The organism is Microbacterium sp. NPDC079176, from assembly GCF_040686675.1.
Classification (GTDB): Bacteria; Actinomycetota; Actinomycetes; order Actinomycetales; family Microbacteriaceae; genus Microbacterium.
This window is the reverse complement of sequence record NZ_JBFBLM010000001.1, coordinates 342,623-365,356: the sequence shown is the minus strand read 5'-3', so window position 1 is coordinate 365,356 and position 22,734 is coordinate 342,623. Positions and strand designations below refer to the sequence as shown.

Annotated in this window: 18 protein-coding genes; 3 read left to right on the top strand and 15 right to left on the bottom strand. The window is 69.0% G+C overall.

From position 1 onward, the window contains the following. Positions 1–8: 8 nt before the first annotated feature. On the top strand, positions 9–851 hold the full coding sequence (locus AB0P11_RS01790) for an alpha/beta hydrolase (RefSeq protein WP_056276350.1): 843 nt from the start codon (positions 9–11) through the stop codon (positions 849–851). 63 nt (positions 852–914) lie between these two features. Here AB0P11_RS01790 and AB0P11_RS01785 read toward each other — a convergent pair whose 3' ends face one another. The 5 genes from AB0P11_RS01785 to AB0P11_RS01765 all read right to left on the bottom strand — a co-directional run bounded on the left by AB0P11_RS01785 (position 915) and on the right by AB0P11_RS01765 (position 9,674). Beyond that, a complete protein-coding gene (locus AB0P11_RS01785) occupies positions 915–3,689 on the bottom strand; it encodes a glycosyl hydrolase 53 family protein (RefSeq protein WP_363519256.1) in 2,775 nt (924 codons plus the stop codon). 29 nt (positions 3,690–3,718) lie between these two features. Beyond that, positions 3,719–4,630 carry an ABC transporter permease subunit gene (locus AB0P11_RS01780; RefSeq protein ID WP_363519253.1) on the bottom strand — a complete coding sequence of 304 codons (912 nt, stop codon included), beginning with the start codon at positions 4,628–4,630 and terminating at the stop codon, positions 3,719–3,721. Further along, complete coding sequence (locus AB0P11_RS01775) at positions 4,630–6,252, bottom strand: ABC transporter permease subunit (protein WP_072590577.1); 1,623 nt, start codon at positions 6,250–6,252, stop codon at positions 4,630–4,632. The genes AB0P11_RS01780 and AB0P11_RS01775 overlap by 1 nt, the downstream gene beginning before the upstream one ends. A 64-nt stretch (positions 6,253–6,316) precedes the next feature. Further along, positions 6,317–7,543 carry an extracellular solute-binding protein gene (locus AB0P11_RS01770; protein ID WP_056276340.1) on the bottom strand — a complete coding sequence of 409 codons (1,227 nt, stop codon included), beginning with the start codon at positions 7,541–7,543 and terminating at the stop codon, positions 6,317–6,319. A 124-nt stretch (positions 7,544–7,667) separates the two neighbouring features. Beyond that, positions 7,668–9,674, bottom strand: a complete 2,007-nt coding sequence (locus AB0P11_RS01765; protein ID WP_285363761.1) for a beta-galactosidase — start codon at positions 9,672–9,674, stop codon at positions 7,668–7,670. 215 nt (positions 9,675–9,889) lie between these two features. On the opposite strand from AB0P11_RS01765, the gene AB0P11_RS01760 reads away from it, so the two are divergent. Then, positions 9,890–10,897, top strand: a complete 1,008-nt coding sequence (locus AB0P11_RS01760; RefSeq protein ID WP_285363760.1) for a LacI family DNA-binding transcriptional regulator — start codon at positions 9,890–9,892, stop codon at positions 10,895–10,897. A 163-nt stretch (positions 10,898–11,060) separates the two neighbouring features. On the opposite strand, the gene AB0P11_RS01755 is transcribed toward AB0P11_RS01760, so the two are convergent. The 10 genes from AB0P11_RS01755 to AB0P11_RS01710 all read right to left on the bottom strand — a co-directional run bounded on the left by AB0P11_RS01755 (position 11,061) and on the right by AB0P11_RS01710 (position 21,570). After that, entirely contained in the window at positions 11,061–11,927 is an 867-nt protein-coding gene (locus AB0P11_RS01755; protein ID WP_363519248.1) for an alpha/beta hydrolase, read from the bottom strand. Positions 11,928–12,214: 287 nt separating this feature from the next. Then, positions 12,215–13,171, bottom strand: coding sequence for a siderophore-interacting protein (locus tag AB0P11_RS01750; RefSeq protein ID WP_363519245.1), 957 nt, complete (start codon positions 13,169–13,171; stop codon positions 12,215–12,217). Beyond that, positions 13,161–13,961 carry an ABC transporter ATP-binding protein gene (locus tag AB0P11_RS01745; RefSeq protein ID WP_053098527.1) on the bottom strand — a complete coding sequence of 267 codons (801 nt, stop codon included), beginning with the start codon at positions 13,959–13,961 and terminating at the stop codon, positions 13,161–13,163. Before AB0P11_RS01745 ends, AB0P11_RS01750 begins: the two co-directional genes overlap by 11 nt. Next, positions 13,958–15,031 carry an iron ABC transporter permease gene (locus tag AB0P11_RS01740; protein ID WP_230100876.1) on the bottom strand — a complete coding sequence of 358 codons (1,074 nt, stop codon included), beginning with the start codon at positions 15,029–15,031 and terminating at the stop codon, positions 13,958–13,960. Before AB0P11_RS01740 ends, AB0P11_RS01745 begins: the two co-directional genes overlap by 4 nt. 5 nt (positions 15,032–15,036) lie before the next feature. Then, positions 15,037–16,080, bottom strand: a complete 1,044-nt coding sequence (locus tag AB0P11_RS01735) for an iron ABC transporter permease (protein ID WP_072590572.1) — start codon at positions 16,078–16,080, stop codon at positions 15,037–15,039. A 32-nt stretch (positions 16,081–16,112) separates the two neighbouring features. Continuing rightward, positions 16,113–17,147 carry an iron-siderophore ABC transporter substrate-binding protein gene (locus AB0P11_RS01730; RefSeq protein WP_053098526.1) on the bottom strand — a complete coding sequence of 345 codons (1,035 nt, stop codon included), beginning with the start codon at positions 17,145–17,147 and terminating at the stop codon, positions 16,113–16,115. A 272-nt stretch (positions 17,148–17,419) separates the two neighbouring features. Beyond that, complete coding sequence (locus AB0P11_RS01725; RefSeq protein ID WP_042538190.1) at positions 17,420–17,623, bottom strand: cold-shock protein; 204 nt, start codon at positions 17,621–17,623, stop codon at positions 17,420–17,422. A gap of 77 nt (positions 17,624–17,700) precedes the next feature. Next, complete coding sequence (locus AB0P11_RS01720) at positions 17,701–20,613, bottom strand: AAA family ATPase (RefSeq protein WP_363519239.1); 2,913 nt, start codon at positions 20,611–20,613, stop codon at positions 17,701–17,703. 68 nt (positions 20,614–20,681) lie between these two features. Then, a complete protein-coding gene (locus AB0P11_RS01715) occupies positions 20,682–20,930 on the bottom strand; it encodes a hypothetical protein (protein ID WP_363519237.1) in 249 nt (82 codons plus the stop codon). A gap of 184 nt (positions 20,931–21,114) precedes the next feature. After that, on the bottom strand, positions 21,115–21,570 hold the full coding sequence (locus AB0P11_RS01710; RefSeq protein ID WP_363519234.1) for an SRPBCC family protein: 456 nt from the start codon (positions 21,568–21,570) through the stop codon (positions 21,115–21,117). A 117-nt stretch (positions 21,571–21,687) separates the two neighbouring features. On the opposite strand from AB0P11_RS01710, the gene AB0P11_RS01705 reads away from it, so the two are divergent. Next, the gene (locus AB0P11_RS01705) at positions 21,688–22,722 is read left to right on the top strand and encodes an FUSC family protein (protein ID WP_053098522.1); all 1,035 of its coding nucleotides are present in this window, start codon (positions 21,688–21,690) and stop codon (positions 22,720–22,722) included. Positions 22,723–22,734: the final 12 nt, after the last annotated feature.

Genomic DNA, 22,734 nt, shown 5'->3' with positions numbered 1-22,734 from the left:
TCAGGACCATGGGCTACATCACCGTCGGAAACGAGAACAGCACCCCGATCGAGCTCTACTACGAAGACCAGGGATCGGGTCAGCCCGTCGTCCTGATCCACGGGTACCCGCTGAACGGCCACAGCTGGGAGCGCCAGACCCGTGAGCTGCTCGCTCAGGGCTACCGCGTCATCACCTACGACCGCCGCGGTTTCGGCCAGTCCTCGAAGGTCGGCACCGGATACGACTACGACACCTTCGCCGCAGACCTCAACACCGTGCTCGAGACCCTCGACCTGCGCGACGTCGTGCTCGTCGGGTTCTCGATGGGCACTGGAGAGCTCGCCCGCTATGTCGGCACCTACGGTCACGAGCGGGTCGCCAAGCTCGCCTTCCTCGCCTCGCTCGAGCCGTTCCTCGTGCAGCGCGATGACAACCCCGAGGGCGTGCCGCAGGAGGTCTTCGACGGCATCGAGGCTGCAGCCAAGGGCGACCGCTACGCGTGGTTCACCGACTTCTACAACAACTTCTACAACCTCGACGAGAACCTCGGCAGCCGCATCAGCCAGCAGGTCGTCGACGCCAACTGGAACCTCTCGGTCACCAGCGCCCCGGTCGCGGCCTACGCGGTCGTCCCGAGCTGGATCGAGGACTTCCGCGGCGACGTCGACGCCGTGCGCGACGCCGGCAAGCCCACCCTGATCCTGCACGGCACGAAGGACAACATCCTTCCGATCGACGCCACCGCCCGCCGGTTCCACCAGGCCGTGCCCGCCGCGACCTACGTCGAGGTCGAGGGCGCACCCCACGGTCTGCTCTGGACCCACGCCGACGAGGTCAACGCCGCGCTGAAGGACTTCCTCAGCAAGTAGTCCGCGAACGGCCCGAGAGCCCGGCATCCGCCTCAGGATGTCGGGCTCTCGGACGTGTTGACGTCAGCGCTTGACCGCCACCGTGAGCGTCTTGCTCCGGGTGCTCCCGGCCGCGTTCACGAACTCGACGCGGTAGGTGTGCTTCCCCACCGCGCGATCAACGACCGGCACCGTCACCCGTTGCGCGGCGGGGCTGTTCGCGACCATGTCGCCCTCGGAGATCAGCACGCCGTCCTCATACAGGCGATACGAGGTCGCATTGGTGCCCCACCACATGTCGGCGGTGAGAGTGTACGAGCCGTCGCCGTCCCAGTTGTCGGCCGAGAGCACGGGCGTGCCGGGCGCGGCATCCTTCACCGTCACCGTCACGGGCTTCACCGCCGTCACACCGCGCGAATTGACCAGCTCGCCACTGTAGACGTACGAGCCATTCGCCTTGCCGGTCACGGCGATCTGCGCGCTCTGCGCGGAGGTGCCCCCGAAGGCGAGGGGCACTGTCTTGATCAGCACACCGTTCTCGAACACCCGCAGCTTCGTGGCGTTCTGCCCCCACCACAGGTTCATGGTGAGCGTGAAGTCGCCGTCGAGCAGCCCCGTATCGTGACCGTTGTCGTGCGACAGCACTCCGCGAGCGGGCGCGGCGGTCGCCGCATCCTGAAGCAGCAGCGCGTCGACTGCGGCAGCCAGTGCGTCCAGCGCCCCCGTGACCGCTGACGCACTCGGGCTCGCGGCAGCCAGCACGATGTCGGCGCGAGCGATCGCACCGGACAACGCGACCGTCGACGACTCGACATAGGCATCGAGGTCGAGAGCCGCGGCCGCATCGCGCCGCTCTCGCAGCTGCGAGGTGTCGGCACCGGGCACCGGTGCGCGCACGAGTTCGAGATCGTCGATCGTCCCCCACGCCCCCGCCGGAAGCGCCGCGGAGACCCGCACGACAGCCGTGCCGTCAGCGCCCACCTGCAGCGCTTCGGTCGTCGGCGTCGACCACACGCGCCAGCCGTCGAAGCCGAACGCCGCAGCGGCGCCGGCGACCGACGCAGACGACAGCGACAGCGACGCACGCCCGTCGGGCCCCTCCCCGTCGCCCTGCAGCGATGCCCGTGCGACATACGACCCCGCGGGCAGTCCGGAGACCGTCTGCGAGAGGTCGAACGAGTATCCGGTACCCGCATAGAAGTGCGCCGAGTGCGTGCCGCTCCGAGGGTCGTCCCACGCGCGCAGCGTGAGTCCCGATCCGGTGACGCTCCACATGCTCGTGTCCGCGTCCTCGAATCCGGGGTTGCGCAGGTAGTTGCGCGCCGAGACGGTGACGGTGGCCGACGCCGCGAGGCCGGCATCCGTCGCGCCCGAGATCACGTACTCGCCGGCGCCCTCGATGAATTCGGCCGCCGATGACCAGGTGACGGGCTGCTGCTCCGACGACCCGTCGTTGTAGAGCACCGTGACCTCGTCGGGCAGCTCGACGGCATCGCCCTCGGTCACCTGCAGCGCGACCGCCTGCACCGACTCGACGGCCCGCGGGGCCTGGGCGCCGGTGCGCACGTACGAGAAGATGTTCAGCGCATCGGATGCCGTGCCGTCGAAGCCGAACAGCGCCTGGTTGTCCCACGCGGATCCGCCGAACCAGTGCCCCGCGTCCTCGGGCTCGTACTCGCCGGCGAAGCTCGACGCCCAGCCCGATCCGTCGCGCTCCCACAGCGTTCTGTTCTGCTCGAGCTGTGCGGGCGGACCCACCGGCAGCCATGCGGGCTCCCAGTAGTAGACGCCGAGCCCCGCCTCACCCACGTCGGCGACGGCCTGCACGACCGCGCGCACGGCATCGGCCTGACCCTGCACGCTCACCGGGTACTGCGTCGCCTCGGACGCCAGGTCGACGACGTTGCCGTGGCCGTCTCCGTCGTCGAGCGTGAACGCCCACGAGGTCTCGGCGACCATGACCTTCTTGCCGTAGGTCTCGGCGACGTGCGAGAGCACGGCCGTGAGGTTCTCGGGAGTCCCGTGCCAGAACGGGTAGTACGACGACGCGAACACGTCGTAGTCGACGTCGCGGCGATCGAGCTGCGCGGCGACGTCGGCGTAGAACCCGGCGCGCTCGGGGTTGGTGAAGTGCAGGGCGACGAGCGTGTCCGGCGCCTCGGCCCGCACGGCGGCGGAACCGGCCGAGAACACCTTCGCCATGTCATCCCAGCCGCGCACTCCGGCGACTCCGCCGTTCGTCTCATTGCCGACCTGCACCATGCGGAGGTCGACACCCGCATCGACCAGGCGACGCACCGCATCGCGCGTGAAGGCACCCACCTCGGTCGCCACCTGGTCGGCGGTCATCCCCTCCCACGCCTTGGGCGCCTGCTGCTTCGCGGGGTCGGCCCAGAAGTCGGAGTAGTGGAAGTCGACGAGCACGCCGAGGCCGGCATCCGTCGCTCGCTGCGAGATCTCGATCGCCCGATCGACGTCGACATCGCCCCCGCCGTAGCCGTTGCCGTTCGCGTCGAACGGGTCGTTCCAGACGCGCACGCGGACGTCGGTGACCCCGGCGTCCGCGAGGATCTCGAACAGGTCGCCCGGCGCGCCCTGGGCGTCGCGGAACACCACGCCCGACTCCTCGAGCGACAGCACCGACGAGACGTCGACGCCGCCGATGAAGTCGTCCGGCAGGTTCTCGACCCGGGGGACGGTGATGGTGGCCTCCACCGGCCCGTCGACCGAGACAGCCGCAGGAGCGAGAGCGGATGCGGCCGGCGAGACGGCCGACGCCGGCAGCGCGACGCCGATCAGGGCGACGGCGGTGACCGTGGCCAGGGCGGTGGAGAGAAGGGAACGCGTGCGACGGTGCATGACGGCCTTTCGAGCGGTGGAGGTGCGGATCAGCCCTTGACGGATCCCTGGGTGAGCCCGCCCACGATGTACTTCTGCAGCGAGAAGAACAGCGCGAGCACGGGCACGGCGGCGACCACGACGCCGGCGGCGAAGAGCCCCCAGCGTGAGGTCAGCTGGTTCGAGACCCACTGGTACATGCCGACGGCGAGGGTCCAGTTGTCCTCGGACGTGAGGATGATCTTCGACAGGATGAAGTCGCCGAACGCCGCGAGGAACGCGAGCAGGGCGACGACCGCGAGGATCGGCACGACCAGCGGCATGATGAGCCGCCAGAAGATCTGCGCGTGGCTGGCCCCGTCGATCTTCGCCGACTCGTCGATCTCGACCGGGATCGTGTTGAAGAACCCGTACATCAGGAAGGTGTTCGCGCCGAGCGCGCCACCGAGGTACACGCAGATCAGGGCGATCTTCGAGTTGATGCCGAGCGCCGGCACGACGTCGCCGATCGTCTGCAGCATCAGGAAGATCGCGATGAACGCGAGCGCCTGCGGGAACATCTGCAGCACGAGCAGGGTGGTGAGGCTGGCGCGTCGTCCGCTGAACCGGAACCGGGAGAACGCGTACGCGCCGCAGGCGCCCATGAGCACCGAGCCGACTGCGGTGACGCCGCCGATCAGCAGGGTGTTGCCGAACCAGACCCAGTAGCGGGATTCACCCAGAGCGATGTAGTTCGCCGGGTCGAACGCGCTGAACAGTGCACTGGATGCCGCAAGGCTGCCGTTCGGGTTGAGCGAGGCCGAGAGGACGTAGACGAGCGGGAACGCGGCGAAGAACAGCACGCCGGCGGCGAGGATGTACTTCCAGCCGACCTCGCCCCACCAGCGACGCCGACGTGCGCCCACGCGCGCGGCCTCGGCATCCTTCGATGAACCGGTCACGATGACTCTGGTCTCACTCATCACTGGTACTCCTCGAGCTTGCGGGTCTGTCGGAAGCTCAGCGCTGAGATGAGACCGACCACGATGAAGGCGATGATCGACAGCGCACTCGCGAGGCCGTAGTCGGCCGCACCACCCGAGACGCCTGAGACGTCGTAGATGGCCGAGACGAGGATGTCGGTCGAACCCAGTGCGTAGGGCGCTCCGGCGATCGCCGGCCCGCCGTTGTTGAAGGTGTAGATGACGGTGAAGTTGTTGAACGCCACCGCGAACGAGGCGATCAGCAGCGGAGCGGTCGAGACGAGCAGCAGCGGCAGCACGATGGCGCGGAAGCGCTGCAGCTTGTTGGCCCCGTCGATCTCGGCGGCCTCGAGCGTCTCGCCGGGGAGCGACTGCAGGGCTCCGGTGCAGACGAGGAACCAGTAGGGGTAGCTCAGCCAGACGTTGACGAAGATCACCGCCGCACGGGTCAGCCACGGGTCGCCGAGCCAGTTGATCTGCGACCCGAAGAAGAACAGGTCGTTGATGACGCCGAACTCGGCGTTGAACATGCCGCGGAACAGCAGCGCGGCCATGAACGCGGGGAACGCGTAGGGCAGGATGAACAGCGCTCGCAGGAACCGGCGACCCTTGACCCGCGGGTCGTTGTAGACGATCGCGAGGCCGAGCCCCACGGCGAAGCTGAGGACGACCGACAGGATCGCGAACGCGAAGGTCCAGACGGTCACGCTCAGCAGAGTGCCCGCGAGATTCGCGTCGGTGAAGAGCTTCAGGAAGTTGGCGAAGCCGACGTTGACCGACCAGCCCGTCGGCAGCGCCGTGCCGTCCTCGGCCACGAACGCGCCGAGTTCTGTGGCGGTGTAGACCGTGCCCGACTGCGTGTCCGTGATGGTCTGCGCCTCGGCATCCCACACCAGCGTCGGTTCGTACACCGAGCCGGTCGAGCCCTCCCGTGTGCGGATGGAGCCGTCGTTCGGGTCGTCCGACACGGGCACCCTGAGGTCCTTGATGGTCGCGCCGAGTGCCGGATCGGTCAGCACGGTCGCCCTCGGGACGACCTCCCACCCGGGCACCTCGCTGGGGGCGCCGGTCGCGCCGATCTCGGCACCGGATGCGGTGGTCAGCGGCTCGGTGGCCGAGCCGACCTGCACGTCGCCGTCGTCATCGACGATCGCGAAGCCGAGCTCTGCGCCGCGCTGCACGATCGACAGCGGGTAGTCGGACGAGCCCTCGATGCGGCGCTCGCCCTGGATCAGTGCGGCCTCGACCGCCTGCTCCTGGGTGCCGACGTGACCGGTGCCGTAGTTCGTGAAGGCGATGTAGGCCGTGTAGCCGAAGATGAAGATCTGGAAGACGAGCAGGAAGATCAGCCCGGGCAGCAGGTACTTCAGCGGCAGCGCCCTGCGGGTGAAGTACACCCAGTCGGCGATGATCACCAGCAGCACGACGACGCCGAGCACGATCCACGACTCGGCGCTCCAGGCCGAGATGGCCGTCATGATGCCGAAGGCGTTGACCAGCGCCATGAGCGCGAGCTTGATGAGGAAGCCCCAGCCGAGACCGCGGAAGCGGCGGGCGTGGGACTCGCGCGAGGGCTTCACCACGGGAGTGGGCGCCTCGGCGGGCGGTGCCTGGATCGTCATGTGTGCGTCCTGTCTGAGGATCGCAGGACGGGGAGGGGTTCGGGCCCCTCCCCGTCCGGCGGGGTCAGCCGGCGAGGGTCGTCTCGAGGTCGGCGACCATGGTGTTCCACGTCGACACCGGGTCGGCGCCGTTGATGATCTGCGCCTGCGCGGCGTTCCACAGGTCCCAGACGGAGCCCATCTCGGGGATCGACGGCATCGGGACGCCGGTCTGCGCCGAGGCCACGAATCCGGCCGTGATCGGGTCGGACGACACCTCTTCGGCGAGCGTGGTCCACGCCGGGATGCGCGGGTCGGCCTCGTACAGCGCGCGCTGCGCGTCTTCGGTGCCGAGGTAGTTCACGAGGAACTCCTGCGCGAGCAGCGCGTTCTTGCTCTTGCTGGAGAGGTAGAAGCCCTGCACGCCGACGAACGGCGCAGCGGTCTCGCCACCCGCAGACGGGATCGGGTTCACGGCGACGTTGACGCCCTCGAACGCGCTGATGGCCCACGGGCCCTGGATCGTGTACGGGGCCTTGCCCGACGCGAACAGCTCGTTGTTGATGTCGTAGTCGACCGTGGTCGAGATGTAGCCGGTGCCGTTCGACCCGTTGGCTCCGAGCCACGTGGCGAACGCCTCGCCGGGCGCGCCGCCCATGCCGACCTCGCTCGTGTACGAGCCGGTGTCGTCCTGCACGAAGACGGGGGCGCCGAACGAGGTCTGCAGTCCGTACATCGTGTATCCGTCGCCGGTCTCGCCACCCGTGTTGATGACGAACGGGCGCTCGGTGCCGGCGGCGACGCCCTTGGCGATCATGTCGTCCCAGCTGGCGGGAGCCTCCGCGCCGACCAGGTCGACGTTCTGCACGAGAGCGATGGTCTCGAGCGAGTACGGCATCGCATACAGCTGACCGTCGTACGTCATGGCGTCGAGCGCGACCTGCTCGAACTCCGACGCCTTGTCGCCCAGGTCGATCGTGTCGACGACACCGGCCGCGACGAGCGCGCCGAGCCAGTCGTGGGCGCCGACCGTGATGTCGGGGCCCTCTCCGGTCGGGACCTGTGCGATGAAGTCGTTGCGGAGGTCCTCGAAGTTCTTCTGCACGAGGGTGACCTTCGCGCCGGTCTCCTCCTCGAACGCCTCTGCGGCGGCGGTGATCGCGGCTTCGCGCTCGGCGTCCGTCCAGATGACGAGTTCCGCGCCGTCGCCGGATGCGGCGTCGTCGCCGCCTTCGGGTGCGCCGGCGGAGCAGCCCGCGAGGACCACGGCCGCGGCCAGAGCGAGTGCGCCGACTCCGATGTGCTTGCGCATGCGTTTTCCTATCTGTCGTGGCCGACGATGCGCTGCGCGTCATCGCGACCGGTGAGTGGGTGGTGCTGGGTGAAGCGGGTGGTGCGGGGTGAAGCGGTTCGTGCGGTTCGTGCGGTTCGTGCGGTCAGTGGGAGGTGCGGATGACGGCGACGCCGCCCGCCGCGATGGTCAGGGCGCCCGAGACCTCGGCGCCGCTGAGGAGCTCGATGCCCGAGGCATCGAGCTCGACGTCGTCGTCACGGTGGTTCACGGCGATCCGGTAGACAGCGTCGGCGCCGTGACGCGTGATGACCTCGAGGCCGTCGGCGACACCCGACGGGGTGATGTCGGCATCCGCGTAGACCTCGTGGAGAAGGGCGCGCATGCCCGCGGCATCCAGACGGGTGCCGACGTACCAGCCGGTCCCGGCGCCATGCGCGTTGCGGGTGATCGCCGGCTCGCCCTCGCCGGGTCCGCCCGAGAAGTTCGCGACGACCTCGGCGCCTTCGAGCGCGATGTCCTCCTGCCAGACGTCGGCGACGATGCCCTCGTGGTCGACCCAGTCGAGGCCGTGGCTCTCGCCCTCGCGCAGCGGCAGGAACTCCTCGACCGTGAGGCCGAGCGCCTCGCGCAACGGCGCGACGAAGCCACCGGCGTGCACGGCGTCGTTCTCGTCGACGATCGCCGAGAAGAACGACACGAGCAGGGTGCCGCCGTCGTTGACGTAGGCGGTGAGGTTGGCGGCATCCGCCGTGCTCAGCAGGTACTGCGCCGGAGCGACGACCAGGCGGTAGCCCGAGAGGTCCTGGCCGGGCAGGGCGAAGTCGACCGTGATGCCGTCACGCCAGAGCTGCTCGTAGAAGCGGCGCACCTGGGCGGCGTGCGTGACGTCTTCGGACGGGCGCCACTCGAGGTCCTGCGCCCAGAACGATTCGAAGTCCCAGAGGATCGCGACGTCGGCCTTCACGACGCTGCCCTGCACCTCGTCGAGGCGCCCGAGTGCTGCACCCAGATCGACGACCTCGCGGAAGACCCGCGACTCGGTGCCGGCGTGCGGCAGCATCGCCGAGTGGAACTTCTCCGCACCGGAGCGCCCGGCGCGCCACTGGAAGAACAGGATGCCGTCGGCCCCGCGACCGAGGTGCGTGAGCGAGTTGCGCTTCATCTCTCCCCGGCGCTTCGCGATGTTGCGGGGCTGCCAGTTCACGGCCGAGGTCGAGTGCTCCATGAGGATCCACGGCTTGCCGCCGCCCACCGAGCGGCTGAGGTCGGCGGCGATCGCCAGGCCGATGTGAGCGTCTTCATCGGCGGCCCACAGGTAGTGGTCGTCCGAGACGATGTCGACCTCGCGGCCCCACGCCCAGAGGTCCGTGGTCCAGCTCTGGTTCGCCATGAAGTTGGTCGTGATCGGCTGGTCGGCGTGCGCGCGGATCGCGTCGCGCTCGGCGATGAAGCACGCGCGCAGCTGGTGATCGGTGAAGCGCGCGAAGTCCAGGCGCTGGGCGGGGTTCACGACGCTCGGGGCGATGGCCGGGGCGCCGACGTGCTCCCATGCCGAGTAGTGCTGGCCCCAGAAGGCGGTGCCCCACGCGCTGTTCAGTGCGTCGAGCGAGCCGTACTTCTCCTGGAGCCAGAGCCGGAAGGCGGCGACCGCGTTCGGCGAATAGTCCTCGCCGACGGGAACGCCGTACTCGTTGTGCACGTGCCACAGCACGACGGCAGGATGCTGTGCGTAACGCGCCGCGAGAGCATCCGCGATCCGCACGATCGCCTCGCGGTAGGCCGGCGACGAGTGCGAGGCCATGCCGCGCGAGCCGAAGCCCATCGTGCGGCCCTCGCGGTCGATGACGTGCGCGTCGGGGTGGCTCGCGAAGAACCAGGCGGGCGGCGAGGCCGTCGGGGTGCCGAGGTCGACCCTGATGTCGTTCTCGTGCAGGAGGTCGAGCAGCTCGTCGAGCCAGGCGAAGTCGAACTCGCCCTCGGAGACCTCGATGAGCGCCCACGAGAAGATGCCGACACTGACCAGGTTCACCCCGGCCTCGCGCATCAGGATGACGTCTTCGCGCCACGTCTCGGGCGACCACTGCTCGGGGTTGTAGTCGCCGCCGTAGGCGATTCCGCGCAGGTCGGGCCAGGCGTGGGGCGAGGTCATCGGCACTCCATCGGGTCGGTGTGGTCGTGGTGCGGGTCCCGACGTGCTGTCGCTCATTCGACTGGGACCGGTCTCAGGTTGTCACGGGGACATGACTGGGACCGGTCTCAGTTCTACCCCAGGTTCGGCGTCGACCACAACCGCTGTTACCGAACTGAGACCGGTCCCAGGTTGGACTATCGCTGGACAGGATGCTGTGGGTAGAGTCACAGGCGATGAGTGATGTCAGCGCGAAGCGCAAGCCGACGATCCGCCAGATCGCGGCGCAGGCGGGGGTGTCCCGCAGCACGGTCTCGCGAGTGATCAACGGCGGGCACTGGGTGTCCCCCGACGCCAGGCAGGCCGTGGAAGAGGCGATCCTCGCCACCGGCTACACCGCCAACCACCATGCCCGCAGCCTCGCCACCGGCCGCGCCGGATCGCTCGCCTTCCTTCTGACCGAGCCGCAGCAGCTGCTGTTCGACGATCCGACCTTCGCGCTGCTGCTGCGCGGGGCCGCCGAAGCGCTCGCCCAGCGGGCCATGACCCTCGTGCTGCTCGTCGCCGGGACCCCCGCCGAGCGCGAGAGCGTCGCCCAGTTCCTCAGCGCGGGACACGTCGACGGCGTCATGCTGATCTCGTCGCACGAGTCCGACCCGCTGCTCGATCAGCTGATCGAGGTCGGCATCCCGACTGTGTGCTGCGGCGTGCCGCTCGGGCACGAACGCGAGCTCTCGACGATCTCCGTCGACGAGATCGCCTCCGCCCGCACCATGGCCGCGCACCTCGTGACCCAGGGACACCGCCGCATCGGCATGATCGCCGGCCCCGACGACACCCCCGGTGGCCGCTATCGCCTGGTCGGATTCCGCGAAGAGCTCGGCGACCTCTACGACGAATCGCTGGTCGAGCGCGGCGACTACTCGTACGAGTCAGGACTCGCCGCCATGACGCGGATGCTCGAGCACGACGTCGACGCGGTGTTCGCGGCATCCGACCGGATGGCGGCCGGAGCCATCGCCGCCGCCCGCCGCGCAGGGCGCCGCGTGCCCGAGGACATCGCGATCGCCGGCTTCGACGACTCAGGCCTCGCCGCCACCCATGAGCCCCCCATCACGACCATGCGCCAGCCGTGGGATCAGATCAGCGCGAAGATGGTCGCCGTGCTGCTCGAGGTCATCGCGGGAGCATCCCCCCGCTCGGTCATCCTCGACACCGAGCTCGTGGTGCGCGACAGCGCGTAGGCGGCATTCGCTCCCGCTGCCGCCCCCGCTCGTGCGCGCGCTGCGAAGGTGATCTCCCGCAGCGAAGGGCCGAAGGCCGCGTGAGGCCCTTCGCAGCGCGATATCTCCTTCGGTGCGTGCGATGGCTGATGACAGGACGCGTCGACGAGGTCTCGCTCGCCCCCTACGGCCGGTCGAGCACCTCGCGGAGCGTGGCGGCGAATGCCTCGGGCTGCCCGGCATAGCCGAACTCGCCACCCATGAAGCCGCCGTGGTGACTGGGGAAGACGGTCGCCTGCTGTCCGAGCTTCTCGGCCAGGGCGAGCGCGGTGCGGCCGGTGTAGCCCTTCAGCGACTCCTCCCCGACAGCGACGACGATCCGAGTCGGGGATGCCTTCAGCGCTTCGAGATCTGGCTCGTAGAGCGGCACCGCCCACGAGAGTTCGGACAGCAGTGGATCATTCCGCGAGCCGTCGTCCTCCGTCGGCATCCCGAATGCCGCGGGGTCGGGGGCCGGTTGGGCGAGGAACTCCTCGGTGACCTCGCCCTCCCACGACGTCATCGCGACGAACGCCGCCATTCCGGCACCCCATCCTCGCTCCTGATATGCCCGGGTATAGGCGATTCGCGCTCGATGCACCGCTTCGGCATCAGGCAGCACGCTGTCGATCGGCGGCTCGTGGGCGACCAGAGTCACCACGTCCTGAGGGTGCGCAGTGACCAGAGCGAGTGCGCTCACGGCTCCACCGCTGCTCGCGAACATGTCGACAGGGCCTGCACCGAGCGCCTCGATGATCGCGTGGACATCCTCGGCCTGGACTTCGGGCTCGTTCGTGACTCCGCCGTCCTTGCGCACGCTGCGGCCCAACCCTCGTGGGTCGTAGGTCACGACGGTGCGATCGCCGAACAGCTTCACCTGCGCCTGGAAGCCGCTCGCATCCATCGGCTGGCCGATCATCATCAGCGGAGGGCGGCCATCCTTCGTCGGGAGTGGCCCATGCACGTCGTAGACGAGGTCGACGTCCGGGAGCTCGAGGGTGTGCTGCGTCATCGGGTGGCCTCCTCGGCGTCGAACGATTCCACTGGGATGCTACGGCGCGGCATCCGCTGGCGCCAGCGCTTCGACACTTCTTCGTGACAGCCGACCGCACCCCGTCTCAGCCGACCGCATCCCGTCTCAGCCGACCGCATCCCGTGTCAGCCGACCGCATCCCGTGAAGGAGATCTCGCTCGGCGAAGGATCGGATGCCGGATCCGCGCCTTCGTTACGTGAGATCTCCTGCGATGCGCGAGCGCGAACGAGAACGCGAACGCGAGCACCCCCCGAACCGACTGGCGTCAGCCGCGCATGGCGACGCCGCGTCGCCAGTAGCCCATGAAGGCGACCTGCGAGCGGTCGATGCCGAGATCCTTGACCAGGTGGCGGCGCAGCGTCGTGACGACGCCGCTTTCGCCGGCGATCCAGAAGTAGCGCTCGGCGGGAGCATCCGCCGCCGCGATCTCCTCTCCGAGACCCGAGTAGTCGGGGGTCTCCCAGAGCAGGGCCTCCGTGTCGATGTCCTTCACGTCGATCTCGTCGGCAGCATCCGCATCTCCGAGGTACTCCAGCACGGCGGGAATCAGCCGCACACCGTGGGGCTCACCCGCATCGCGAGGCAGCCAGTGCACCTCGACCCCGGCAGGCGCGTCGATGCGCAGGACGTCGGCCGGCGACGGCACCTCGATGAACGCGCAGCCTCGAAGGTCGCTGGGGGCGTCTTCGAGGATGCGCGCGATCGCGGGAGCCGCCGTCTCGTCACCGGCGAGGACGACCGACGTCGCGGTGCCCGGCTCGTACTCGGCGCCGCCGTGTGCGGCCGCGGCGACGCCTCGACGTGGTCCGACGACGAAGAGCTCCTTGCCGACCGCGGCCGCATCGGCCCAGCGCGACGCCGGGCCCGTGAGTCCGGGCGCCAGGTGCAGCACGAAATCGACATCGAGCTCGGTGCCCGCATCCGTCACCCGCAGGTCACGCACCGAGTAGGTGCGCATGGATCCGCGGTCCTCCTCGGGGACGGCGAGGAAGGAACCCCACCAGTCGTCGGTCTCACGATCGAGATCGGGGAGGATGCCGGATGCCGGCGGGAACACGATCTTGATCCGGGAGTCGAAGACGTCACCCGGCGTTGCGAACTCGAGAAGATCGTCGCCGCCGAACGTGATCCGCACGAAGTTCGGCGACACCCGTTCGACCCCGCGCACCTCGGCGCGAGCGAGCACGTAGGTGGGGCGTTCGGTCGTGGTCTCAGCGGACATGATGCCTTCCGATCGGGGTGACCATCGGCTTCCCGGAGACCGGGTCGATGGTGATCTGGTTCGCGAGGTCGAAGACCTCTTCGACGAGCTGGGCGGTCACGACATCCTGCGGAGCGCCGGTGGCGTGCACCCTGCCCTCCTTCATCGCGACGAGCTCGTCGGAATACCTCGCGGCGAGGTTGAGGTCATGCAGCACCATCACGATCGTGGTGCCGCGCGAGACGCTGAGGTCGGTGAGCAGATCGAGGACCTCGACCTGGTGAGCGACGTCGAGGAACGTGGTCGGCTCGTCGAGCAGCAGGATGTCGGTCTCCTGCGCGAGCGCCATGGCGATCCACACGCGCTGACGCTGGCCGCCCGAGAGCTCGTCGACGCTGCGGTCGGCGAGTTCCGTGGTGCCGGTGGCGGCCAGAGCATCCGCGACGACCTCGTAGTCGTGAGCGCTCCAGCGAGCCAGCATCTTCTGATGCGGATGCCGACCGCGGCCGACGAGATCCGCGACGGCGATGCCCTCGGGCGCGACGGGCGACTGGGGCAGCAGGCCGAGGATGCGCGCGACCTCCTTGGTGGGGCGCGCGTGCACAGACTTGCCGTCGAGCACGACCTGACCCGCCGTCGGCGAGAGCAGACGCGCGAGCGAACGCAGCAGGGTCGACTTGCCGCATCCGTTCGCGCCGACGATCGTGGTGATCTTGCCCGGCGCGATCGCGAGGTCGAGGCCGTCGATGATCGTCCGGTCGCCGTAGGCGAGAGTGACGGACTCCGCCGTCAGAGTGTGCGCCTCGGTCACAGGGAGCCTCCCGAGCGGTTCGTGCGGATGAGCAGGTAGATGAGGTACGGAGCGCCGAGCACGCCGGTGATCACGCCGACCGGGTAGCGCTCGCCGAACGCGAACTGACCGATCAGGTCGCCTCCGAGCACGAGCACAGCGCCGATGAATGCGCTGGGGACGAGCAGGTTCGCTCCCGGCCCCGTGATGCGGGCCGCGATCGGACCCGCCATGAACGCCACGAACGCGATGGGGCCGGTCGCGGCGGTGGCGAACGCCAGCAGTGCGACTGCGCCGAGGATGAAGAGCAGACGAGTCGTGTTGACCCGCACCCCGAGACCGGATGCCGAATCGTCGCCGAGCTGCATCGCCCCGAGCGCCCTGCCCTGCAGGAGCATCAGCGGCACGATGATGACGGCGGCGATCGCGAGCGGCATCACGCGTTCCCACGAGGCGTTGTTCAGGCTTCCGGTGAGCCACTGCATCGCGGTCTGGATGTCCCAGTTCGCCGCCCTCGACAGCATGTACGAGATGATGCTCTGCAGCATCGCCGCGACACCGATGCCGATCAGGATCAGTCGAGTGCCCGCGAAGCCGTTCTTGATCGACAGCAGGTAGATGACTCCTGCCGTGACGATCGCACCGCCGAGCGCGAGCAGCGAGACGATCGGCCCGTTGAGCGACAGCACGATGATGCCGAACACCGCTGCGGCGCCGGCGCCGTTCGAGATGCCGATGATGTCGGGCGAGGCGAGCGGGTTGCGCAGCAGCGTCTGGAACGAGACGCCGGCGATGCCGAACGCGAAACCCGCGAGGATCGCGAGCACCGCGCGGGGCAGGCGCAGCTCGCCGACGGTGAACGACGCCCCCGGCACGGTCTCGCCGAGGATCACGCGGATCACCTCGTCGAGCGGATAGAACGTGTTGCCGATCATGAGCGCCACGGCGAACAGCACGAGCAGCAGCGCACCGAGCACGATCGTGGCCGTGGCGTGGCGGCGGTGGCGCGAACGGCGGCCCGCGACGAGCGCGGCGACCTCGTCGCGGGTGCGGTCGGATGCTGCGGGAGTGTGGGCGGCAGCCCGGTCGATGGTGCTCACAGTTCACGCACCTTCTGACGACGGACGATCCAGATGAAGAACGGGGCGCCGATGATGGCGGTGATGATGCCGACCTGGATCTCCTCCGAGGTCGGCGCGATGACACGGCCGACGATGTCGCTCGCGAGCAGCAGGGCGGCGCCGGCCATGGCCGAGAACGGCAGCAGCCAGCGGTGGTCGGTGCCGATCAGCATCCGGCAGACATGCGGGATCACGAGACCGACGAATCCGATGGGCCCGGCGATCGCGGTGGCTGCTCCGGCGAGGATCACGGCGCCGACCGCCGACATGAGGCGCGTGCGGAAGACGTGCTCGCCGAGTCCCTTCGCCATGTCGTCGCCGAGAGCGAGGGAGTTCATGCCCCGGGCGCTGGCGAAGCAGATCAGTGCGCCGAGCGCGAGCACCGGGGCGGTGATCGCGATGCGCGGCCACTCGGCACCGCCCACTCCGCCGATCTGCCACGACTGGAACGCCTGCAGCAGGTCGACGCGCGGCAGCATGACGGCGCTGATGAGCGAGGCGAAGGCGGCCGAGGTGGCGGCACCGGCGAGCGCGAGCTTGAGGGGCGTGGCACCGCCGCGTCCGAGCGAGCCGACGGTGTAGACGAACGCCGCGGCCAGGGCGGCGCCGATGATCGCGAGTGCCATCTGGCTGTAGGCGTCGGTGAGACCGAGGAAGGCGAGGCCGAACACGACGGCGAGCGAAGCGCCGTTCGAGACGCCGAGGATGCCGGGGTCGGCGATCGGGTTGCGGGTGACCGCCTGCATCGTCGCGCCGGAGAGTGCGAGCGCTGCACCGACGAGGATCGCGAGCACCGTGCGCGGAAGGCGCTTGATGATCGCCGCCTGGGCGAGGGTGTCATCCTGCCCCGCGAGGGCGGCGAAGATGTCGTCGATGCTCACGGAGCGCACGCCGAAGCAGATCGACAGGATGCAGAGCACGAACAGCACTCCCAGGCCGACGAGCAGCCAGAGCGTGCGCGCCCATGCCGGGCGTCGCAGATCTGCGACGCCCGGCAGGGGAACGGTGACAGCGGTCACGGGAATTCAGTGTGCGAAGGTGACGCCGACGGTCACTTCGCGGCGAGCGGTGCTGCCAGCAGGCCGAGGTAGTCGGACAGGCCCCACTGGATCGACAGCGGCGACGGGTTCGCCGAGGCCGCGATCGGGGTGGAGTCGGGCAGGATCACGATGTTGCCGGCGGCGATCGCGGGGATCTTCGACAGCAGCGGGTCGGCCTGCATGGTGGCGATGAGCGAGTCGTCGCCGTAGGTCACGAAGACATCGACGTCGTCGAAGGTGTCAGCCTCTTCGGAGCTCACAGAGAGGTAGAACTCCTTGCTGTCTGCGTTCTCCTCGACGATCGACGGAAGCGGAAGACCCAGGTCGTCGTGCAGGTAGCCGGGGCGCGTGTCGATCGCGGTGTAGTAGCCGACCTGGCTCAGGTCGCTCGGGTCGACGTAAGCGAACAGCACTTTCTTGTCCTTGAGGGCGCTGTTCTCCTCGAGGGCGGCCTCGGCGTCGGCGTGCAGCTCTTCGATGAGGGCGTCACCCTCCTCCTCGAGGCCGAGCGCCTTCGAGTTCATCTCGATCATGTCGTCGACCGGGGTGCCCCAGGCGACCTCGGGGTAGGCGACGACCGGTGCGATCTTCGAGAGCTGGTCGTACTCCTCCTGCGTCAGACCCGAGTACGCCGCGAGGATGACGTCGGGCTGCGTGTCGGCGACGGCCTCGTAGTCGATGCCGTCGGACTCGTCGAACAGCACGGGCTCTTCGCCGCCGAGCTCGTCGAGCTTGTCCTCGACCCAGGGGAGGATGCCGTTGTCGTCGTCGTCGCCCCACGTGGCCTTGCTCATGCCGACCGGGACGATGCCGAGAGCGAGGGGAACCTCGTGGTTCGCCCAGGCGATCGTCGCGACGCGCTCGGGCTTCTCCTCGATCGTGGTCTCGCCGAACACGTGCTCGATCGTGACGGGGAAGGCACCGTCATCGGCGGGGTTGCCGCCGGCGGAGTCGGAGTTCGAGTCGGTCGACGACGTCGCGCAGGCCGTGAGGCCGACGGCCAGAGCCGCGGCGACACCGGCGGCGATGAGACGAGAGGTGCGCACAGGCGTTCCCTTCGGGTTGGGATGAGGGGGTGCGGCGCGGAGGGGCGCCAAGGCTTTGGTAAGCCTGGCCTAATCTAACAGAAAGTTAGGCAAGCCTCATCTTGGGCCCCTAGCCCGGGCGGCATCCTCGCCTCTCGTGCGGGGTCGACATCGCACCGCATCCGCCCGATGTGGAGGGGCACGGGCACGGGCACGGGCAGAAAGTACCCGGACATGCAGAAAGCCGGCCGGATCCGTGAGGATCCGACCGGCTTCAGGAAGCCTATGCGCGCTCAGAGAGCGCGGATGTTCGCAGCCTGCATGCCCTTGGGGCCACGCTCAGCGTCGAATTCGACCTTCTGGTTCTCACGAAGCTCCTTGAAACCGGAGCCGGTGATTGCCGAGTAGTGGGCGAAGAGGTCGTCCGTGCCGTCATCGGGAGCGATGAAGCCGAAGCCCTTTTCCGCGTTGAACCATTTCACAGTGCCAGTGGCCATGTGTTTTCTACTTTCTGTTTTCAAACGGCCGCTTGCGCGGCCCGCGCCGTGACGGAACGTCCGACATACGCGCCTGCTCAACGTACCACGGCAGGCTGACCGGTGTCCCGGAAGTTCGGATTCTTCTGAAGAACAGCCGCCTCGGTGCGGGTGCTCACCCCGAGTTTGCGCAGCACGGCCGACACGTGGACGCTCACCGTCTTGACGCTGATGAAGAGCCGCTCCCCGATCTGGCGGTTGCTCAGACCCTCGGCGATCAGCTCGAGCACCTGCCGCTCGCGGGCGGTGAGCGGGTCGGCATCCGGTTCGACGCCGGCGGTGCCGGATGCTGCGGTGCCGGATGCGGTGCCGGATGCTGCGGCGAGGCCAGCCGCCGCTTGGAAACCACCGACGATCCGCCCCAGGGGAACGTGGCCGAGGCGCTCCGCCTGGCGCATCGCGGCCGAGAGCACGGCGCTCGCCTCCCCTCGGTCTCCTGCGTCGACGAGTGCGCGAGCGAGAGCCAGACGCGTGGTCACCGCGAACGTCACGGGCACATCGCGGTCGTCTGCGTGCTCGACCGCCTGGCGCAGGGCTGCGACGGACGGGAAGAGGAATGCCTCGAGGATCGTCTCCCACCTGTCGCCTCGCAGCTGCGAAGGTTGGGCGCGCCACGCGTCGCGCACGTCTGCGACCGCCGCCTCGACCTCGACGCCGGATGCCCGCAGCTCGGCGATGAACCATGCCGCCTCGAGCAGCAGTCGACGCTGATGCAGGGACACCGGCCCCTGATCGGCGAGCATCGCCCTGACCTCACCGAGAGCACCCGCGAGGTCGCCCCGCCCCTCGGCGACGGCCACGCGCATCATGACCTCGTCGTACCAGATCTGACGTTCGACCCGACCGGTCACCTCGAATGCGGGGTGCCACTCGCGAAGGATCTCGGCCGCCTCCTCGTGTCTGCCTCGCCAGGAGAGCACCCGCACGCGCGTCATCGTGGAGTACATGTGCGAGATGCGCAGGGTCCGCTGAGCGAGCTCGCGCGCCAGCATCCCCTCGACCCGTTCGATCTCGCCCATCTCGAGCAGTGGCACGGCCATGTTCTGCGTCATCAGCGCGCCCGTGGTGCGCTCGACGCCGAAAGCGCGCGCAGGCGCGAGCCCCTCTTCAGCGACCCTGACGGCATCGCGATAGCGCCCCAGCAGGCCGAGCAGATCCGAATAGTTGACCCGGTATCTCATCTCGGCGTTCGTGCCTTTGGCGAGCTGCAGGGCGAGCGCGTACTCGCGGTGCCCCGCGTCGAGGTCGCCGAGGTGCGCGCGGGCTCCGCCCCGGACGTTCGCGGCGATCGATGCCTCGTCGTCCGACCCGGCGCGCGCGGCCCGCTCGCCCGCCTCCGCGGCCAACGCGATCGCCTCGTCGAGTCGCCCCGAGATCATGTAGCGACTGGCGAGCTGGTTCAGCACCGAGGCGCGCAGCCGGTCGTCGTCGACGCCCGCCTCGAGGATCTCGAGCGCCTGCTGCAGCAGCGGGACCGCGCCGGCGCGGCCGAGGTTCATCGTGTAGTACGCCTTGTCGCGCAGCAGCCGGGCGTGCATGCGGGGGTCGACCGTCGTCGGATCGACCTCGGCGAGCGCGAGGTCGACCACGGCGAGCGCCCGTTCTCCGTCTCCCGCGTTGCGCAGCACGGAACCGAGAGTGCGCAGCACCTCGAGGCGCGCCACACCCACGACGGCCTCGGCATCCGGCACCTGGATCCACAGGTCGAGGGCGAGCTCGCCGAAGCGGGCAGCGCTCGCGAAGGCGAACCGCGACTTGGCGTCGGCCATCGCGGTGACGGCCGCGGCGAGCGCTCGCCGGTCGTCTTGCGCGAGCTGCCAGTGATAGGCGAGCGCGGCGGAGTCGGCGGTTTCGGCCCCTGAGCAGTTCTCCTCGAGCGCCTCGGCATACGCCCGATGCAGCCGCGCTCTCTCGCCCGGGAGCAGATCGTCGTGCACGGCTTCGCGCAGCAGCGCATGCCGGAACCGGTAGTCGTCGTCGACCACGACGAGGATGCCGCTGAGCGTCGCCTCGCGGATCGCCTCGTCGAGGCGGGCTTCGGGCAGACCCGCGAGGCGGGTGACGAGCGGGTGGGTCAGCGGACGCTCGGCTCCCGAGACGACCTGCACCACCCGCCGGGCGTCATCGCTGAGACGGTCGAATCGGGCGAGCAGCAGGTCGCGCAGACTGCCGGGCAGGGGACCGGTCGAGCACCCGGCGAGCTCTTCGACGAAGAAGGGCACGCCCTCGGCTCGATCGTGGATGCGATCGAGCGCCGCGTCTGTCACGGGCTGCCCGGTGAGCGATTCGACGAGCGCACGGACAGCCGAGGTGTCGAGCCGATCGATCGCGACCCTCTCGAGCAGACGCGCGCGTGTGGACTCGCCGATGAAGCGGCTCACGGCATCGCCGCGTCGCACGTCGTCGGAGCGGCAGGTCAGGATCAGGAGGATGCGGCCGTGCCCGAGGGTGCGCAGCAGGAAGGAGAGCAGCGCCAGGGTCGACTCGTCAGCCCAGTGCAGGTCTTCGACGACCAGCACCTGCGGCGCGTGTTCGGCGGCCGCCTCGATGAGCGCCGCGATCGCATCGCGCAGGCGGTCAGGGCTGGTCTGCGATCGCTCAGTGGGGTTGAGCTCGGGCAGCAGCATGCCCAGCGCCTCGACGCCGACGCCGATCTCCTCCCGCACCCGGTCGGCGCCCATGCTCGCGACGATCGACCGGAGGATGCCGGCGAGCGGCCCGAAGGGCGTGCGCGACGCCCCGAGATCGAGGCACCAGCCGACATGCACGTCTGCGCGGTTCGCCACCTCGGTGCTGAACTCGCGCAGCAGTCGCGACTTGCCGATGCCCGCCTCACCCTCGATGAGCGCGGCCACCGGGACCCCGTCGACCGCTCGCCGGAACAGCTCGCGGATGGTCGCGAGCTCGGTCTCTCGGCCGACCATCGCGGCGCTGGGAGCGGACGGGGGCATGAATTCATCGTGCCACTCCCCTCCGACATCCGGCGTCGCGCTGCCGTCTGCCCGCAGCGGAGCGACGGTCACCGGGCGGGTGCCGGTTCGCGGCCCGCCGATGCGCGGCGCTCGGGCTGCCGTGCAGCATCCGTCGCCGCGTCGCGCGATGCGTCGGTCGCGTGCAGCCGGCCGGCCAGACGCCGGACCGGGCCGGGCTGTCTGCGGACCAGCTGATCGCTGCGCTCCTCGATGACGCGACGGCGTTCTGCCGCGCGAGCGAGCTGCTCCTGGTAGAACTCGGTCGATCTGTAGGCGAGATACGGGTGCTCGAACATGACATCTCCTCGGTGTGCGATGTCCTCAGAATCCGCTCTGAGTCACCCCGACGACATCGGGAGGATGCCCTATCTTCCGTTCGTGAGTTCCCTAGTCGACGCCGGGCGTGCCGTCCTCCGGGCAGCGAAAGAGGTCCGAGCGGTGATGGGGGCACCACCGCTCGGACCTCAGCTCAGGGGTCGATCAGGCGTCGACGTCGCCGCGCCACGCACCGGTCTCGGTGCCGCGCTTCTCCATGAACTCCTTGAAGTTCTGGAGATCCTTCTTCACCGCGTGCGAGCCCGCGCCCACGAGCGAGCCGACCTTCTCGAGAAGCCCCTCGGGCTCCCAGTCGATCTGCACGGTCACGCGGCTCGTGAGGTCTTCGAGCTTGTGGAACGTCACGACGCCCGCATGCTCGGTCTCACCGCCGATGCTGTTCCACGCGACTCGCTCGTCGGGGTGCTGCTCGGTGATCTCCGCGTCGAACTCGCGCGTCGCGCCGCCGACGTTCACCTTCCAGCGGGTGTGGGTGTCGTCCAGCTGGACGATCGACTCCACCTCATCGAGGAACTGCGGGAAGCTCTCGAACTGCGTCCACTGGTTGTACGCCACGTCGATGGGAACGTGTACGTCGATGGTCTCGATGATCTGCACCATGTGATGCTCCTCACTGTTCGTCGGTCGTGTCATCCCATTCAGCGGCGTTCGACGACTCTTGGCGACGGGGTTGACATCTCCCCTGACGGCACTCGCTAGCCGAGTAGCGTTGCAGGCATGCGCATCCACGCCGCGATCCGCGCCTCGAAGCGCTCACCCCTGCTGCAGGTGGTGAAGTCCGCCGCGGCGACGATCGCCGCATGGATGCTCGCGGGATGGGTGGTTCCGGGACAGCTCCCCGTCTTCGCCGCGATCGCCGCTCTGCTCGTCGTGCAGCCCAGCGTCAACCAGTCGCTGTCGAAGGCGCTCGAACGCAGCATCGGCGTGATCGTCGGCGTGGTGATCGCGGTGGCCCTGGGCCTTCTCCTGGGGTCACCGAGCTGGATCGTGCTGCTCGCCATCGTGGTGGCCATGCTCGTCGCGTGGGCCTTCCGGGCGACGCCCGGAACCGGCAACCAGGTGGCCATCTCGGCGATGCTCGTGCTCGCGCTGGGCTCGACTCCCGACTATGCGATCGCGCGCATCTTCGAGACCCTGATCGGCGTGGTCATCGGCATCGTCGTGAACGCCCTGATCGTGCCGCCCGTGCTGGTCGCCCCGGCCCGACGCGATCTCGGGCTGCTGGGCAGCGAGCTCGCCTCGAGCCTCGACCGACTCGCCGATGCGCTGCCCGAACCCCAGACTCCCGCCACGCTGCATCAGCTCATGCTCGAAGCCAGACTGCTGCGCCCGATGAAGGACGCGGCAGAGGCATCCATCGCTGCGGGTGAGGAATCCCTCACTCTGAACCCGCGCCGGTCGACGCACCGTGAAGAGCTCGTCGAGATGCGCGCACTGCTCGAACGGCTGACGCCCATCGTGACGCAGACCATCGGGATGACGCGCGCCTACTTCGACCACTACGACGACTCCATCGGGGAGGAGCCGGCCGTCACAGCCATCGCGGAGCAGCTGCGGCGCGCAGGGCACGATGTGCGACTGGCTGTGCAGATCGCCGACGTGTCCCCGGAGCCCGAGACACTGACCTCGGCGATCCCGGCACTGACCGCCCCTCTCGTCATCCGGCCGCCCTCGTCGACGCACTGGATCCTCATCGGGTCGCTGATGGAGGACCTCAGGCGCATCCGGGCGGAGCTCGTCGACGAGGAATGACAGGGCGACGCG

What these genes read in the sequence shown, in the direction of transcription:
- AB0P11_RS01790 (WP_056276350.1), top strand. Translation starts at nt 9, where the DNA reads ATGGGCTACATCACCGTCGGAAACGAGAACAGCACCCCGATCGAGCTC.
- AB0P11_RS01785 (WP_363519256.1), bottom strand. Translation starts at nt 3,689, where the DNA reads ATGCACCGTCGCACGCGTTCCCTTCTCTCCACCGCCCTGGCCACGGTC.
- AB0P11_RS01780 (WP_363519253.1), bottom strand. Translation starts at nt 4,630, where the DNA reads ATGAGTGAGACCAGAGTCATCGTGACCGGTTCATCGAAGGATGCCGAG.
- AB0P11_RS01775 (WP_072590577.1), bottom strand. Translation starts at nt 6,252, where the DNA reads ATGACGATCCAGGCACCGCCCGCCGAGGCGCCCACTCCCGTGGTGAAG.
- AB0P11_RS01770 (WP_056276340.1), bottom strand. Translation starts at nt 7,543, where the DNA reads ATGCGCAAGCACATCGGAGTCGGCGCACTCGCTCTGGCCGCGGCCGTG.
- AB0P11_RS01765 (WP_285363761.1), bottom strand. Translation starts at nt 9,674, where the DNA reads ATGACCTCGCCCCACGCCTGGCCCGACCTGCGCGGAATCGCCTACGGC.
- AB0P11_RS01760 (WP_285363760.1), top strand. Translation starts at nt 9,890, where the DNA reads ATGAGTGATGTCAGCGCGAAGCGCAAGCCGACGATCCGCCAGATCGCG.
- AB0P11_RS01755 (WP_363519248.1), bottom strand. Translation starts at nt 11,927, where the DNA reads ATGACGCAGCACACCCTCGAGCTCCCGGACGTCGACCTCGTCTACGAC.
- AB0P11_RS01750 (WP_363519245.1), bottom strand. Translation starts at nt 13,171, where the DNA reads ATGTCCGCTGAGACCACGACCGAACGCCCCACCTACGTGCTCGCTCGC.
- AB0P11_RS01725 (WP_042538190.1), bottom strand. Translation starts at nt 17,623, where the DNA reads ATGGCCACTGGCACTGTGAAATGGTTCAACGCGGAAAAGGGCTTCGGC.
- AB0P11_RS01720 (WP_363519239.1), bottom strand. Translation starts at nt 20,613, where the DNA reads ATGCCCCCGTCCGCTCCCAGCGCCGCGATGGTCGGCCGAGAGACCGAG.
- AB0P11_RS01715 (WP_363519237.1), bottom strand. Translation starts at nt 20,930, where the DNA reads ATGTTCGAGCACCCGTATCTCGCCTACAGATCGACCGAGTTCTACCAG.
- AB0P11_RS01710 (WP_363519234.1), bottom strand. Translation starts at nt 21,570, where the DNA reads ATGGTGCAGATCATCGAGACCATCGACGTACACGTTCCCATCGACGTG.
- AB0P11_RS01705 (WP_053098522.1), top strand. Translation starts at nt 21,688, where the DNA reads ATGCGCATCCACGCCGCGATCCGCGCCTCGAAGCGCTCACCCCTGCTG.